11 protein-coding genes and 2 pseudogenes are annotated in these 15743 nt (G+C 60.2%); 8 read left to right on the top strand and 5 right to left on the bottom strand.

All coding sequences use genetic code 11. The annotated features are described in order from the left end of the window. Positions 1-9 precede the first annotated feature (9 nt). Positions 10-80 (top strand): annotated as a pseudogene (locus tag A4R29_RS35540) (thiamine phosphate synthase); the annotation flags it as partial. Positions 81-421: 341 nt separating this feature from the next. Here the strand turns inward: A4R29_RS35540 and A4R29_RS04340 are convergent. Further along, positions 422-1348: a LysR family transcriptional regulator gene (locus A4R29_RS04340; RefSeq protein ID WP_027161667.1), complete on the bottom strand. Its 927-nt coding sequence runs from the start codon at positions 1346-1348 to the stop codon at positions 422-424. Between the two features lie 115 nt (positions 1349-1463). Here A4R29_RS04340 and A4R29_RS04335 point away from each other — a divergent pair, with 115 nt between their 5' ends. From A4R29_RS04335 to A4R29_RS04315, 5 genes are all read left to right on the top strand, one after another. Continuing rightward, positions 1464-2465 carry an NAD(P)H-dependent flavin oxidoreductase gene (locus A4R29_RS04335; RefSeq protein ID WP_027161668.1) on the top strand — a complete coding sequence of 334 codons (1002 nt, stop codon included), beginning with the start codon at positions 1464-1466 and terminating at the stop codon, positions 2463-2465. 47 nt (positions 2466-2512) lie between these two features. Then, the gene (locus tag A4R29_RS04330) at positions 2513-3868 is read left to right on the top strand and encodes an MFS transporter (protein WP_063171273.1); all 1356 of its coding nucleotides are present in this window, start codon (positions 2513-2515) and stop codon (positions 3866-3868) included. A gap of 61 nt (positions 3869-3929) precedes the next feature. Next, entirely contained in the window at positions 3930-4328 is a 399-nt protein-coding gene (locus A4R29_RS04325; RefSeq protein ID WP_027161670.1) for a tautomerase family protein, read from the top strand. A gap of 101 nt (positions 4329-4429) precedes the next feature. Further along, positions 4430-5326 (top strand): alpha/beta hydrolase family protein, encoded by an 897-nt coding sequence (locus A4R29_RS04320; RefSeq protein ID WP_082827299.1) that lies wholly within the window; start codon positions 4430-4432, stop codon positions 5324-5326. 573 nt (positions 5327-5899) lie between these two features. Further along, positions 5900-6712, top strand: a complete 813-nt coding sequence (locus tag A4R29_RS04315) for a TIM barrel protein (RefSeq protein WP_027161672.1) — start codon at positions 5900-5902, stop codon at positions 6710-6712. 13 nt (positions 6713-6725) lie between these two features. On the opposite strand, the pseudogene A4R29_RS34855 reads toward A4R29_RS04315, so the two are convergent. Next, a pseudogene (locus A4R29_RS34855) lies at positions 6726-6954 on the bottom strand (LysR family transcriptional regulator); the annotation flags it as partial. 193 nt (positions 6955-7147) lie between these two features. Next, a complete protein-coding gene (locus A4R29_RS04310; protein ID WP_063171272.1) occupies positions 7148-8503 on the bottom strand; it encodes an aspartate aminotransferase family protein in 1356 nt (451 codons plus the stop codon). A 530-nt stretch (positions 8504-9033) separates the two neighbouring features. Here A4R29_RS04310 and A4R29_RS35435 point away from each other — a divergent pair. Beyond that, positions 9034-9222, top strand: coding sequence for a Tn3 family transposase (locus A4R29_RS35435; protein ID WP_338039880.1), 189 nt, complete (start codon positions 9034-9036; stop codon positions 9220-9222). 73 nt (positions 9223-9295) lie between these two features. Further along, positions 9296-9454 carry a hypothetical protein gene (locus A4R29_RS35535; RefSeq protein ID WP_366212690.1) on the top strand — a complete coding sequence of 53 codons (159 nt, stop codon included), beginning with the start codon at positions 9296-9298 and terminating at the stop codon, positions 9452-9454. Positions 9455-9763: 309 nt separating this feature from the next. On the opposite strand, the gene A4R29_RS04305 is transcribed toward A4R29_RS35535, so the two are convergent. Together A4R29_RS04305 and A4R29_RS04300 are read right to left on the bottom strand one after the other, a co-directional pair. Then, positions 9764-10276, bottom strand: a complete 513-nt coding sequence (locus tag A4R29_RS04305) for a DUF192 domain-containing protein (RefSeq protein WP_063171271.1) — start codon at positions 10274-10276, stop codon at positions 9764-9766. A 133-nt stretch (positions 10277-10409) separates the two neighbouring features. Next, positions 10410-15590 (bottom strand): shikimate kinase, encoded by a 5181-nt coding sequence (locus A4R29_RS04300; RefSeq protein ID WP_063171270.1) that lies wholly within the window; start codon positions 15588-15590, stop codon positions 10410-10412. Positions 15591-15743 lie beyond the last annotated feature (153 nt).

Raw genomic sequence — 15743 nt, 5'->3', positions numbered from 1 at the left:
CCGTTCTACCTGATCGTGGACAGCGCTGCCGGGATCGAACGGCCGGTACCGCTCGCGTGAAGCTGGTGCAGCTTCGCATCAATACCATGGTGAGGCCGAGTTGCGGGTCCACTGGGCGGCACAGACGTCAGCCTTGGCTACGGCTATTCACAGGCTGCTGCGGGTCACCTTCCACCAGAGTCACATACTGATCTCGATTGATTGTTGAACCGCGAATCTAAGAGCAGCAGTGCTGACGTCAAGCTCCTTAACCGAATGGCGAAATGAGTTTGGGCCGCATGGCACGCGCAAGCGGAGCACTTGGCCTGCCATTGTTCACTCCAGCATCGTGGGCGATTTCTGAGCAAACGGACATACGAGCTGCCAACAAGATTCGCCGACGCTTGCACCCGACTGACCCCTTGTTTTTGTTCCACCTTTCCTAAGCCCGCTGCAGTTTCCGCACCGGCTCTAGTCTTGCCGGCTGAGGCCGTGAATGGGTTTCAGACGCCACCGTCATGAAAGCCCGAAGTGCCGCGGAGAGATACTCGTCGCTCCGCGTCACAAAAACAGTCGGCGCCGACCGCAGGTTATCAGGTAGCTGGTGTATGATGACCTGTCCGTCGGCTGCCGCATCCTGAACGACCCCCAGAGGTAGCATGGCCATCCCTACCCCGGCGGCGACGCAGCCGATGATCCCGTCCATTGTTCCGAGTTCCATCCAGCGGCCATGCGTCACCCCACACGCCGCCAGGAACATGTCCATACGCCGGCGGTAGGAACAGCCCGATCGAAAGGCGAGGACCTTCAGAGCCGGTGATGCGGCCAAGGCCCTCAGATCCGAAAGCTCGCGAAACCTAGGCGAGGAGATCACAACGAGCTCCTCTTCGATGATTGACAGGCTCTTCAGTTCGGAATGAACGATAGGGCCGGAGACGAACGCGCCATCCAGTTTGCGTGCGACGACCTCGCTGACGAGCTTTTCCGTCGGGGCAGCCTCCACCAGTACGTCGACCTCTGGATATTCTGCAGCATAGCGGATCAGGATCGGCGGAAGGCGAAGCGCTGCAGTGGTCTCCATCGAGCCGATCCTGAGCAAACCGCTCGGCGTACCGCGGTCTGTGACGACGCGCTTGGCTTCGTCCAGAAGCTCTCCGACGCGCTCGGCATAGGGAACGAGCTGAATGCCGGTGGCTGTCAGTGTGACCCCTCGCCTGGAGCGATGAAAAAGCGGAGCACCGATTTCGTCCTCAAGCGATTTTATTCTCGCGGTGACGTTGGATTGCACCGTGTTGAGTACACCGGCAGCCCCTCCGATACTGTTTGCTCTCACAACCGCCTGGAAAAACCTGAGGTCGGCGCTGTTCATCAGCCATCTCCTTTTCAGATGAAAAACATCTGACCTAATCGTTTGTCTTAAGTCAAGTGTCGCAATAGCGTCAAAAAAAGCTCCGGGAACTTCCTCAAGCTGGGGAGACGTACAGATGACGATACGAACGCGTCTGACAGAATTTTTCAAAATCGAGCATCCCATCATCCTTGCCCCGATGACACCGGCCGCCGGTGGCGCGCTTGCCTCCGCCGTCGCTGACGCCGGTGGTCTGGGCCTGTTGGGTGGGGGATATGCTGATCGTCAATGGTACGAAACAGAGTCGTCGCTTATCACCAATGAACGCGTTGGTTGCGGGTTCATCGCCTGGGCAGTCGAAGCCGACCTTGATCTGTTTGACCGCGCACTTGCGGAGCGTCCGTCCGCGATGATGCTTTCGTTTTCGGATCCGGCGAAACTCGCGGCACGGGTCAGGCAGGCGGATGTTCCGCTGATTTGCATGATCCACACACTCGAACATGCCCGGCGCGCAATCGACATTGGCGCCGACGTTCTTATAGTTCAGGGGACCGAGGCCGGTGGCCATGGCTTGGTCGCGCGGTCAACCATGCCCTTCGTTCCAGCAGTCGTGGATCTGGTGTCAAAGATTTCGCCTTCTGTCATTGTCGTGGCGGCAGGCGGCATTGCAGACGGTAGGGGCCTGGCCGCTTCGCTGATGCTCGGAGCCGACGGGATCCTGATGGGAACCAGGTTCTGGGCTACGCGAGAGTCGCTCATTCATCCGGCAGCCAAGGACAAGGTAGTCGCTGCCTCTGGCGACGAGACAATCCGGACTTCCGTCTACGATATTGTTCGTCAGAAGGCTTGGCCGGCTGGCTATACCGGCCGACTGCTCAAAAACGGCTTCGTCGACAAGTGGCACGGGCGGGAAGAAGAGCTGCGCACGCTGCGTTCCGAAGAATTGTCGAAAGTCGAGGCGGCATGGGCCTCTGGCGACTATGACACGGCCAACGTGACTGTCGGTGAGGCGGTGGGCCTCATCAGCGATCTGCCATCGGCGAAGGACATCGTCCGCCGAACGGTGCGCGAGGCAAGCGAAAGACTTGGCGTCTACGCATTCGATCACGCATCGCGAGCTGAGCAACCACGGCCCTAAAGAAGAGGGCCGACTGCTTTCAAAAAACATAAAAGGGGAATTGCAGCATGCAACAGCTACAGGAAAGGGGCGACTCCGCCCAAAAACCAGGTATCTGGACCGTCGTCCTAGCATCAAGCGCCGGCACCGTAATCGAATGGTACGACTTCTATCTTTACGGAAGTCTGGCGATTTTCTTCTCAACGCTCTTCTACCCTGCCAATGAACCGACGGCAGCTGTCCTGATCAGCGTCGCTACCTTTGCCACAGGCTTCCTCGTGCGCCCATTGGGAGCCCTGCTGTTCGGCAGCATCGGCGACCGCGTCGGACGTAAGAGCACGTTCTTGATGACGCTCATTCTGATGGGCATTGCGACCGCGCTCGTCGGCGCCTTGCCAACCTTTGAGACAGCGGGATTTTTCGCTCCAATCGCTCTTGTGGTCCTTCGGCTGATCCAGGGATTGGCGATCGGCGGCGAATACGGCGGCGCCGCCGTTTACGTTGCAGAACACGTACCGGCGAACCGGCGCGGTTTCTTCACGAGCTTTATCCAGACAACGGCGACCGTCGGCTTTTTTCTGGCTATTGTCGTCGTGCTTACGTGCCGGCTGTCGCTCGGCGAAGAACTCTTCAAGCAATGGGGTTGGAGAATTCCGTTCTTGCTATCATCCGTTTTGATCGTGCTGTCCCTTTATCTGCGCCTCAAGCTGAGCGAATCCCCGGTCTTCGAGGAGCTTCGCAAAGGCGGGAAGACCGCAAAGAGCCCAATTCGTGAGAGTTTCGCCACCGGTCATGGCGTGCGTTATGCAGCCTTTGCACTGTTCGGGGCGACCGCCGGCTTGGGGTGCGTCTGGTATACAGGCCAGTTCTACGCACTGTATTTCATGCAGAGCGTGCTGAAACTTGACTTCCTGACAGCGAACATTTGCCTTGCTGCTGCTTTGATGATCGGAGCGCCCCTCATCGTTTTCTTCGGCGCCTTGTCCGACCGGATCGGCCGCCGCCCGTTGATTGTCACCGGTTTCATTCTGGCAGCCACGTTCTATGTTCCAATCTATCAAGGCATTGCCGCCGCCGTCGCTGCCCAGAACTTCGTTTTGGTAACAGCGCTGATCGTGGCCCAACTCGTTTTCGTCGGATTGGTCTATGGCCCTATGGCAGCTTTCCTCGTCGAGCTCTTCCCGGCGAAATTGCGCTACACCTCGCTCTCGCTGCCCTATCACATCGGCACAGGCGTGTTTGGCGGCCTAGTTCCCTTCATCAGCCTGTCGCTGGTTGCCTACACGGGCAACATCTATGCGGGCCTGGCCTATCCCATTGCGATCGCGATCATGAGCGCAGTTGTAAATGTTCTATGGTTCCCCTGCGCGATGGCTGGAGAGCCCGAGGCTGCCCCAACCGGCCTACCTGCGAGAGCAATCTGAAATCTTCACTGGGACGCCGAGTGCGCGTCCCCGCCCTCTTTTCCATTGCCGAGGACGAGCCATGCCGCTGGTAAAAATTAACCTTCTGAAGGGCCGATCGCCTGGTGAGAAGGAAAATATCCTCGACTGCATCCATGAGGCGGTGGTCAGGGCTTTCCATGTGCCACCCGCCGATCGTTATCAGATCCTGATCGAACACGAGAGAGCGCATATGCGCGCCGAGGATACCGGTCTCGACCTTTTTCGCAGTGACAGGCTGATCATTATCGAGGTGATCTCGCGAGCACGGTCAACTGACAACAAACAGGCCTTCTATCGTTTCGTTGCAAGAGGGCTTTTGGATGTGTGTGCGATCGACCCTGCAGATGTTGTGGTCAGTATCGTAGAAAATGGTGACGCGGATTGGTCCTTCGGCCTTGGTCGAGCTCAATTCCTAACCAGCGAGCTTCGCGGAAATTAGGCATCGCGGCGGAAAAATAAGTCAACAACTAATACCAGTCCGATACGGCCGCGCCAATAGCTTTGACCGGCCGCGCAAATCCGAACAACAGGGAGTGAGCTATGAAACAACTACACCGAACCGTTGCAGCATCACTGGGAATGCTGATGACAACTTTTTTAGTTTCGGCGCAAGCCAAGGAGGCCATCATCAAGTTCCAAGTCGGAGGCCAGACAATCGTAGGCACAATGGTCACGCCGGATGATGTCGCGAATCCTCCCGTCATCCTGATGCTTCACGGTTTCACCGGCAGCCGCAACGAATGGAGTTCGCAGGCAGTGAAGGAAGGCCTGTTCGGGCGTGCCGCGCCGGTGCTCGCAAAGAATGGTATCGCTTCGCTTCGGATCGATTTTCGAGGCAGCGGCGAGAGTGACGGCAAATTCGCAGACATGACCGTCGAAACCGAGATAACGGACGCACAAGCCGCACTCGACTTCCTATCGACGAATGACGGCGTCGACGCCAAACGCATTTCGCTGATGGGAATGAGCCTGGGCGGTGCGGTCACGACAGCAGTTGCCGGCCGGACGAAAACGCCTTTAAAGTCTGTCGTGCTCTGGAACCCCGGCATCAATCTTCCGGCAGCGTTCATCTCCATATTTGGCGAGAAGCAGATGGCGGAAGCTGTGACGGTGGGCGATAAAGTCTATCCGGCCAAGCGCGTCGGAGATGGGAAGGAAATTCCATTGAAAGGCCGCTTTTTCGAGAGCCTCTACGCGGTGCAGCCTGCCGGCGAAATCTCGCGCTACAAGGGGCCGCTGTTCCTCGCGGTCGGCACGCGCGATAGCATCGTCTTTCCCCAACCCGTTCTCGCCAAGTCGTTGCTCGCTTATCACGACGGTCCGGAAGAACTGTGGGCTGAACCCGTTGATCATGGTTTCGGCGTTGAACGGAGTGCCAAGACCGTGGACAAGCTGATCTTAGCGACGGTCGCCTTCCTAAAGTCCAACGGCGAATAGCCTGCGCGTCCAACAGCGCTCGCTCGGCCGGCAAAGCCGGCCGGATTGGCAGTCGCGCGTGCCCGCCGGCGCTGCAGCTACTGAGCGTTTGGCGCCGCCACGGGGCGTCCGCTGAAGCCTGGGTGGAGGAATCATCATCAAATCAACCATAGCTGCCTCCGGTTGCAAAATGCCTCGTAAATCTTTTGCAGCTCTTGTCCCGGCCCCATCGTGCGAGCATCGTGTGCAAACTAGAGGCATCCCACAGTTGGGCACTCGGCTGCTGCGGGGCACCTTCGACGACAGTCACACTTACTGATCTTGATTTGCTTGTTGGACCTCGGTCTGAAGAGCAGCAGTGCTGACCTCAAGCGTCTTACAATGAGTTTGGCCGCATGGCACGCGCAAGCGAAGCACCATGGCCAGCCATTGTGCTCCAATCCGTGTGTTTGCTCTCAAACCCGCCTGGAAAAACCTGAGTTCGGCGTTGTTTATCAGCCATCTCCTTTTCAGATGAAAAACATCTGATCTAATCGTTTGTCTTAATTCAAGTGTCGCAATAGGGTCGCGGAAAATTTGAAGGAAAGCCAAGCCATGCGCCAAGCAGCGCCCCGCTTTGTACTCGACCAAATGGCGACGCCCGGACTCGACGTCAGGGCACTTTTCGCTGTTGCCCGTGACCAGGGCCTGACCGATGTCCAGATCCGCAGCCAACCGTACAGCAATGCTATTGCACGCGGTATGCCGGCGGCGGACGTCCGGGCTGCCGCCGCCGAAGTAGGCGTTGGGATCATTTCCATCAATGCCTTGCAGCGCTTCAACGAGTGGACACCCGCCCGCAAGACCGAGGCGAACAAGCTCGCCGATTATGCGGCGGCCTGCGGAGCCAAGACGCTCATGCTAATGCCGGTCAACGACGGCTCCTGGCCCGCCAATGGCGAGCGCAGGGGCGATCTCCGCTTTGCCTTGAAGGCTCTCAAGCCGATCCTCCAGTCGCGCGGCTTGATCGGTCTCATCGAGCCGCTGGGCTTCCAGACCTGCTCGCTTCGATCGAAGAACGAAGCGGCTAAGGCCATCGCCGCCATTGATGGCCAGTCCGTCTTCCGGCTCGTGCACGACACATTTCATCACACGCTCGCCGGGGAGCCATTCTTCTCCTGCGAACTGACCGGTCTCGTGCACATTTCAAGCGTGAACGATCCGATCCACTGGATCTACCCGGATCGCGTCCTAGTCGGTTCAGACAATGGCAGCCAGATCCGGGCGCTGCTTGATGGCGGCTATGGGGGACCCTTTTCATTCGCTCCTTTTCTGGGCGCAGCCGACCCGCAGGACGACCTCGCAGGCGCGCTTGCCGCGAGCATCGATCTCGTCCGACACGGGCTATTGACGCGAGTGGCGGCGTGAGACGCGGTATCAATCAGGGCATGCGACCTTTTTTAGCGTCCCGCGGAGAAGTCGTTAGAGAAGCCTCCCCAGACGCTTGCCACATCACTGTTGTGAAGGGCGGGCCATTGCAGCGCCTCGGTAAATGCGGGAAGCGCAGCGGAAGTTAGATGATCTTAGTGGGAAGACTTGAAAAGCTCAACCAGCCGGGAGGGCACGGTCGCTATAAGCGCTGTGCCTGAGACCATCGGCGGGATCATGCTCGCCGGCAAGATGTGCGCGGAATTACCGAAATGCCGGCGAGTGTAAAGCAGATGGTCCGCGAAGTTGCTTCAAAGACCAACGACATCGCCGGCTATTTGATTGGGTGGTTATTCATTTCCCCTCGGACCTCGTCCCATGTCCGCGGGGCCGCCGAGCGAGCGCTGCCGCGACTGCGTTCCACCGTTTGTTCGATCAGTCCCACGGAGATTGCTTCCAAACTTCATGGACGGCATCCACGAGCGCTGCGGCTAGATCTTGGATATTGGTCTCGCTCATCGGGGTCGACAGCGCGCCAGAGCAATTCGGCGTCATCAGAAAACCCCGTTCCAGCATTGCACGGTGCACCTTTGCCAGCGCAGCCTTCTGCAAGACGCTTGGGAACGAGGTCCGGTAGTTTCGGACAACTTCAGCCTTTAGGTGGAGCCGAAAGAGGGAGCTCATGCCGGCAACTTGCGCGGGGAGTTCGCGCCTTCTGAGTTGCTCGGTGACATCACTGCGAAGCGTGTCGCCCATCTGGTTAAGGCGGACCACGGCATCCTTCGTGTATGATTGCAGTGCCGCCAGCCCAGCTGTCATGCTGAGCGGGTTGGCGCTGAACGTGCCGCCGTGGGAGACGGCTGGTTTACCATTGGTGTGATCGAAGACTGCCATGTGCGACGCAAGCCCCGCTACGGCCCCAACGGGCAAACCTCCGCCGATGATCTTGCCCAAAGCAACCAGATCAGGCTCAACGCCGAAGACGTCATGGGCTCCGCGGAAACCGACGCGATAGGAAACGACCTCGTCAACCACAAGCAGGATACCGTAGCGGTGACAGCAATCCTGGATCACATCCCGCAAATCCGCCTCTATCGGAACCAGGCCCACGCGGGAAGCAACTGGATCGAAAAGGATCGCGGCGAGACGCTCATGGTGTTTACGGATGAGCTCTCTGCACGACTTGGGCTCGTTGTAAGGAAGGACAAGGACATCCGCGGCGGTGGAGGGGGGAGTTCCACTGGCGTAGAGCACACTGTTAGGCGACGAATTGCCCCAGTTGTTTGGTGCAGAATCAAGGCTCACTTCCACATAGTCATAGGCGCCGTGATATGCGCCCTCGAACTTGGCAATCATAGGGCGCCCTGTAACAGCGCGAGCGGCCTTGACAGCGAAGATGACGGCCTCGGTGCCGGAACTCGTAAAGCGGACCTGCTCAAGCTTCGGCGAACGCGTCGTGAGTGCTTCCGCAAGCCTGGTCTCGCTTGTGGTCGGGAGCCCGAATGCGGTCCCGTCGTCCAGGACCTTGTGCAGCGCCTCAATCACCGGCGGAAAGGCATGGCCGTGAACGAGCGAGAAGAAATTGTTTTCGCAGTCGAAGATCTTCCTGCCGTCCGCGTCGGTGATCCAGCAGCCCGCTCCTGACACAGCGTAGGGCGGGTGTGGAGCGAAGAAAGGCGCAGCACGCATGCTTCCGCCTGGCGTGATCTTTAGCGAACGCTGAAACTCGTCGCGCGATCTCGGCCCAACAACCTCTCCCCGGTTGTGGCCCAGCCTTGAAATGCGCTTCATGTCCGAACTCCTTGACCTGTCGAGATGGCGAGGCGCTACGAAACCTTGATGCCATTGTTGTCGTCGGCGACTTGGAGGAAGCGTGAGATGCTCAATGGATTAACTAAGCCTTTGTCATCGCAGCTTGCCCGATCGTGGTGATTGGGCCGTGGGGGTGGACGGCGAGGCTTCATATGGATGGCTACACCATCAACACGGATCGGGATGCTTCCCAAGTCAGCTCCAACAAGAAGAAGGCCAACGAGACGGCTTTCAATGAGTCTATGTCGTTAGCATGGGCGGCGGGAGTTGCTAAGAGTCTATCAATTTCTTTGAAGGATCTGTTACACTGCTTGCCGCCGACGGCTCAACCGAACTGTTCGCAGACCATCCTGCCTTGTTGCGCCCATTCTGCTCATCAGTCCGACCGAAAACGAGGCGGACCCTATGTGCTCGATGGGCCATTCGATCACGGTCCCTCGATATCCAGAAGACTTTACTGATACGGGCGGTGCGAGTGATCACGTCTTCGGGCTGTTCGCTGATCTGCAATCGGTTCGCACCGCGACGCCCAAAAAAGATCGGAAGTTCCACATGTTCGAGAAGGGCGATGCTATCCGGCGCTGTCGAACCACATCGGGGCGCCGATTAACACCACTCTGATTCTCCACCAATGGGACGATCTGCTCCATCTGGCGGCGTCGATCACAACGCGGTCCGTGGTGCGTCTACGATCCTGAGGAACCTGTCCGCGTCCAGCTCGCAAGGGCGCTACGGGAACTCGATAAGATCGAGCGCTCGCTCTTCACACGAGTGATACTCAAGTCCGATGTTGCGTCGGCGCTGCCAAGCTGGGCTCAGCAAGGCGAAGCTGCGCATAAACTGAAGGGCGCCGTCTTGTTCCACGAACGCGGTGAAATCCGCGACCGATCATTCGAAAGCCAGGCCTTGCGCGCCTCCGGGCCTCGTTAGTGCGATCGTGAATTGGAACGCGGTCTATATCGAACGGGCCGTCACCCACTTGCGAGAATGCATCCCGAGACTCTGGATGTTGCCCAATCACGTCTCGCCGCTGAGCTCGGAACAAATCAATCTGACCGGAATCTACACCTGGGATACAGAACATGAGGTACCTGAAGGCTTCCGATCGCTCGACCCCGGCTCGGTTACGCCACGCCGCACAACGTTCATGCTCCGTTCGATCTTGGCGTGTCGCTGGGAACAGTTCTTGTTCCGACCCGTCATGGGAGAAAAACTGCATCTGCGATCGATCCTGCGCGTTCAGTTGGGTGCAGTGCCGATTGCCGGGTGACGCAACAAATCGCCGTCCGCGATGCCGCTCCTGGCTGCCGTGCCTGCCTTGAGCTCGAGCACGAAGCGAGCCGGCTCGCTGGGCGAGATCATCGCCTCCGATTGCGGCTTGCCTTGCTTGATCGCCCGGATCCTGCCGTCCTGGCCGACAAAGATCAGGTCGAGCGGCACCGGCGTGTTCTTCATCCAGAAGCTGACGTCCCGAGGCTCCTCGAACACGAACAGCATGCCATGGTCGTCGGCCATCTCATCGCGAAACATCAGGCCGGCGTCGCGCTCGGCCGAGGTGTCGGCGATTTCGACGGAAAATGAGCGTCCGCCGCCTTTCGTCACCACGACCAGCGGCTGCGGGTCGACGGCAAGGATCATCGCCCGGCTGTCGGCCGAAGCCGGTTGCTGCGAATGGAAGAAAGCGCCTGTGGCGACGACAAAGGCGATCGCCGCGCAAATTGCGCCCGTTGTCAGCCAGTTCCTGTGAGTCATTCGAAATCCTCGCCCGGAATCGTCCTACTTCTGACGACTTTATGCATGCGATTCCCGCTTTTATTAGCATTCGGCGGCGTACCCGCACGCTCTGCACCAAACCTGCGAAAGAACCCTTGTGCCACTTAAAGCTTTATCGTCCTGGACTTGAGCGTTCTCTGCTTCTCGTGGAAGACGCTAAATCCGCTCGTGGGTTGTTGCCGGCCAGCAAAGACTGCGGGTCGGCGGTGAGGGTGTCGCGGGGCGGCGGCAGTTCACCTTCACTCATTGGTGCCGCCAGCGCCTGGATGGTTACCACGACGCCGGCCCCGCGATCATAGCGGTTGTCATGATCGTCGCGCATGCGCTGTGCTGTCGGAGGCAAGTCGATGGCGGAGCCGGAAGCACCAGAGACATCTGATATCTCGGCAGCGGGCGTCAGGGCGGCTTCTCTCTCCCTGCTGCACAGGAAAGCGTAGAGCTCCTTCACGCAAGTGCCGGCGTTCTTCTTGTCTTTTTTAAAGGGCGGGACCACCCTGATATCGGCCTGTTGGTAGTCTGGCCGGCGCTCTTCTAACATGTTTTCGAGCTGCTGCTGTTTGTCGGGGCCTTGTAGCAGCGGCCGGCTGGTGTCGCCCCTGAGACGCCTGCCGATCTCTTGCAGGTCGGTATTGAGCCAGATCGACACCGCCTTCTCGCGGATCAGTTCTCGATTGTGCTGCTTGACAAAGCCGCCGCCGCCGGTTGCGATGACCATGGGCCCTTTCTTCAGCTGCTCGGCGAGCTCTCTAGCCTCCAGCTCCCTGAAGCACAGCTCGCCACTGCGCTTGAATATATCCGCAATATTGCCGTGCCTTTTGACGATAAGCTTATCGATGTCGACAAACTCCACCCCCAGCTCCTTGGCAAGCTGGGGGCCGATGCTCGACTTGCCGCTCGCCGGCATGCCGACGAGCACCACCGGCCGCGTGCCGAGGGCCGCGACGATCTCGCCGGCTTGCGGCGAGCGAGCGAGCGCAATCTGTTGTCTTGCGACGGTGAGCGACCTGGAGGTACCTGCCGCCCTCGACCTGCTTTCTGCTGACGAGCCCCAGTGTAATATCTCCCAGGCACCACGGGGAATGGGGACCATCTCGCATTCGCTCTGCGCGCGCTGCGCGAGATCGGCCCGGTAACTGGCCGGCGTATGGAACTCGACCTCGAAGCGATAGTTCTGCGCGGTTCTGAACGCCGTGTGCACGCCGCGTAACCGCGGCGTGTCCATCCTGATGAACCAGTTGGTGGTCTCGACCTCGCTACAGTCCCGCTCCTCGAAGGCCAGTGCCGCCTTCCTGAAGGCGCGCGTAAATGTCTCGTCGGGGATCTCGAAGATATGGCGCACGGCATTGGTGACCAGTTGGGCCTCCGGCGCCGCGCTCACGCTCTGGCCGGTCAATTCGTCGGCTATCCAGACATGCCCGCGCGACCGTTGGTCAAGATGCGGCACCTTCACCTCGATGCCGTCCTGCCGCAAAAGCTCGGCAACCGCATGCACAGTTTCGGTAATCGCGCTTTCTTGCGCTTCGGCGGGGGCGGCTTCGAGCCTGGCGCGCTCCAGGGCCTGTTCGCTGCTCAGCGTTATCCTGCTGGCGGGGTCGTCGTCGGCCGAGATTGCTATGGCGCTGGGCAGAATGCGGGTTTCGACGGCGAGTCTGATCGAGGTCTCCATGACCGAGGCCGCCAGCGTGGGGTTGTCCTTCAGATCCGCCAGGCTGTCATCGACCTCGAACCGGCCCTGGTGGAGCTTTGCCGCCTGCGCCTTGACATAGGGCGCCGACTTGAAGCTCGGCCTCAGCTCCAATAGCCGCTGCAATTCGGTGGCTTTTTGCATGAACACCCGCGCACCGGTATCGGACTTGTAGGCGTCCGTGCCGACCTTGATGCCGACGCTCAACAGATTGAGGGCGCTTTCATGCAGATCGTGCGGGTTGTAGCCGTCGGGTCGCGGATCAATGCGCGGCTGGTAGTGGTTGAGCAGGAAGTCGATGCGCTTCCTGGCGTCAGCGGTTGCCGGATAGGATTCTCGGAGTTTCGGGAAGAGCGCGCCGGCGTCGGCGCTGACGGCAGGATTCGCGCCGGTTGAGGCCACGGATCGCGCTAACTGCTGCTTGACGTCCGACTGCTCATGAGCCGGCTCGCTATTGAGCTGCAGGTTCCAATCCTGAAGCTCGGCCACCAGCAACGTGGCCAGTTCGCAGGCCACCGGATGCCTGGCGGCCTTGCTGTCTTCCCCCGCCCTGGCGATCAGCTCATGGAGGGTCTGGCCATCCGGCCGATCTTCCTGCAACAGTGCGCGGATGTCGGCCTTGAGCTCTTGATGAATGCCCTCGTAGGTGCCGAAGATGGCACGCTCGGCAAACCAGCGTTGCGCCTCCAGCGGCTGCGCCAGCAGATTGCGCTGCAGGCAGCTGTAGGTCTCCAGCACCAGCCCGGTGGTCGACAGGATCTGCTTGGACCGGCTGAACTGGTAGCCGCCTTTCTCAATGGCCGGTGTGTGCGACTTCGGCGGCTTCATCGAGGCGATGCCGCGCGCCTGCAGCTGCGCGTCGAACTGGCGCACATGCTCGTAAAGGCGAGGGTGGTCGCCGATGATGACGACGCTGTCGCCGTCAAAATCGCCGTCGAGCATTTTTTGTTCGGCGCTCGGAACCGCAACCAAAGAGCCGGGCGCGATCACCTCCGTCGCCTGCAGGATGCCGACGCACTCGAGCGCGGTGTCGGCCTTGACCCGGTCCTTTTCCTCCAGCCAGTGCGAATGGCACTTTACGTCCTCGGCAGACATCACCACCCCGCGCTCGGCGAAGTCCGCCGGCCACATTTCGTCGGGCACAACGATCAAGACGCCTTTGGCAAAGAAGGTCGGATCGTCGGCGGCAAGCCTAGCCCCCGACCTGTGCGCGACGTTGAAGCTGTATTGGAAGGCCACGCACCGATCCAGGAACGCCGCGGTCCGATCGCCATCGCGCGCCGACCTGACCCGGTCGGCGGCGAACGGGCGCAGGTTGGGCTTGTCGTAGGGGGAGCGTCCGACAAGCACGCCAGCGTCACGGGTCAAGGTCTTGCTCTTGCCCGTCGGCACATGCAGGCATTCGTCGCTGGACGGCACGGCGATAGCGCTCGAACCCTCGATATGCCCGCCCGTGACCGTCCGGAACAGCTCCTCGGCGGTGAGGCTTTGATGGGTTTCGAGCCATGCCAGAGCCTTCTCGCGGGTCTCCTGTGCCACCTCGACGCTGCGCGGATAATGTTGCAGCGCCGAGGGCGGTACCGCCGATTGCCTTTTATCGGCATAGGCAGGTATCCGCTCGGGAGCGTCGTGGCGAGCTCGGGCAATGGACGGCATGCGCTCGGCCAGCGACGCCCTGATGAAGCCGCAGCCGTCATGCGGCCGCAAGGCGATCTCGCCGTCTCGCCCCTCCAACCGGAAGGGATGCACTGCGCCTGCGGGGCGGTCGGGCAGAAGGGACAGCTTGAAGCACCCTTCCAGCGCATAATCATGCGGGCCAACGTCGGGGATGCCCGGCGGCGCAGCAAATCCGCGGCGCTGGGTATAGTAATAGGCTTCCTTGAACGGCGCCCAGTCCCGCGACAGCTGCTCAAAGGCCGTACCCGGAGCCGTCTCGGCATAGGGGATCGCCAAAAGCTTGCCGCTCGGGGCCTCTTCGGCCGTGAAGGGCAGCTGAGAGGCAAGCTGGTTCAGGCTCTTTTTCGGCGGCTTCAGTTTGCTGCCGCCGAACAGGTCCATGCGGTAGGGCACGCCCTCCACGGCGACCGTGCGTGTCAGCATGGCGGCAGTCGGAGTTCCCTTTAGCTGCACCGCCACCACCTTCACCGCGCCCGAGGTCAAGCGGTGGAAAGTGGAATAGCGCAACTCGGCTTCGCTGGCCAGCGGCCGGCCTTGCATGTCGACCACCGGCAGCCGCATCAGTCCGGCATCGCCTTGCGGCGGTCTCGGCTCTTGGTCCATGGCCTGAAGGACCCGATGGACATCGAAGCTGGCGGCTGCATGCTGGGCCTGGATCATCGATGCGTTCTGCGCCATGAAGGTGTCGAGCGCTTCGAGCGGCTCCTTCGCCTCGATCTCGGCGATCACGTTCCAGCTTCTGTAGGAACGGCCGGCGTCGATGAGGGTGCGGGCGCTCTTCAGTATCTGCCTGGTCTTGCCATGCAGCTCTTTCCGCCTGCGCTTCAAGGCTAGCGTGTCGCCCTCGACATAGGGCAGCCGGTAGAGGTTCTCCAGCACCGCCCGGGTCTTAAGCACCTCATGGATCGAAAGCGCCGGGCAGCGGCTTGCATTGGCGCCGCTGGTGCGCTCGGCCTGGCCTGCTTTGAGATGGGCATCGATCTTGTGTTCCACCACCGGCTGGATGGCGTTGAGCAGGTTCAGCGCCGACCTGCGGTGCCAGCGCAACGCCGGCTTCGGGCTGCGAGCCAGTGGCAGCAGGGAGGCGCAAAGATTGCCCATCGTCTCGAGGTTGTTGTCGAGCTTAAACCCGGGAGCGGCACGTAACACCTCGAGCCTATCCAGCCCCGGCTGTGTCAGCACCCCGAGATCGTCCAACAATTGCGCCTTGCCCAACGCCTTGAATATACTCGCGATCGCATGGACATCGGCCTGCTGCAGCCGATCCTCGGCATGCTGGAGGTAGCGCGCCAGCTGATGCAGGCGGTCCTTCAGCAAGGCCGGTTCGGCGGCCTCGCCGGCGGTCTCTCCCTCCTCGATACACCGCGACAGACCGTTGGCGATCCTGACTAGCGCAGGCGTGCTGAAAGTCCTGAAGCGACGGCCCTTGGAACCGAGCTCGCCGGCGATGGCAACGATCGCCTTGCGTGCTTTTTCTTCTTCCGGCCACTTGCCGAAACCGTTCACCAGATTGGCCAATTCTTGATCCGAGAATCCGTCGCGGGCAACCACCGCGCCGGCTATGGCAAGCGTCGCTTCACGCGTCTTCTGCTGGTCCGGCCATCTGCTGAAGCCGTGCACCAAACCGGCCAACTCTGAATCCGAAAATCCGTCGAGATTGCCGTCGCGGGCAAGCACCGCGCCGGCGATGGCAACGGTTGCTTCACACGTCTTCTGCTGGTCCGGCCATCTGCTGAAGTCGTTCACAAAATCGGCCAACTCTGAATCCGAAAATCCGCCGAGATTGCCGTCGCGGGCGACCAACGCGTCGGCGCTGGCAAGCGTCGCCTCGCGCGTCTTCTGCTGGTCCGACATTGCGTCTGAGATGCGGTGCGGGCCGCCCTCGCTATTAGGACGCCCTGCTTGTTCGGCCAACTCTCCGGTGCTGCCCATATTCCCTCTCCGATCCAGCAAAACGCATCGCCTAGGCCTGTCAACAACAGATCATTGGTTTGAGTGCGGTCACGCGAGCCTGCAACGGCATGCTTGAAAGCCGCAGCATTCACGCAACGACAACTGCCTCGACAACACCGCAATGAAAAGCGT

The organism is Mesorhizobium ciceri biovar biserrulae, from assembly GCF_001618845.1.
GTDB classification, from domain to species: Bacteria; Pseudomonadota; Alphaproteobacteria; order Rhizobiales; family Rhizobiaceae; genus Mesorhizobium; species Mesorhizobium ciceri.
This window is presented reverse-complemented; position numbering and strand designations above follow the sequence as displayed.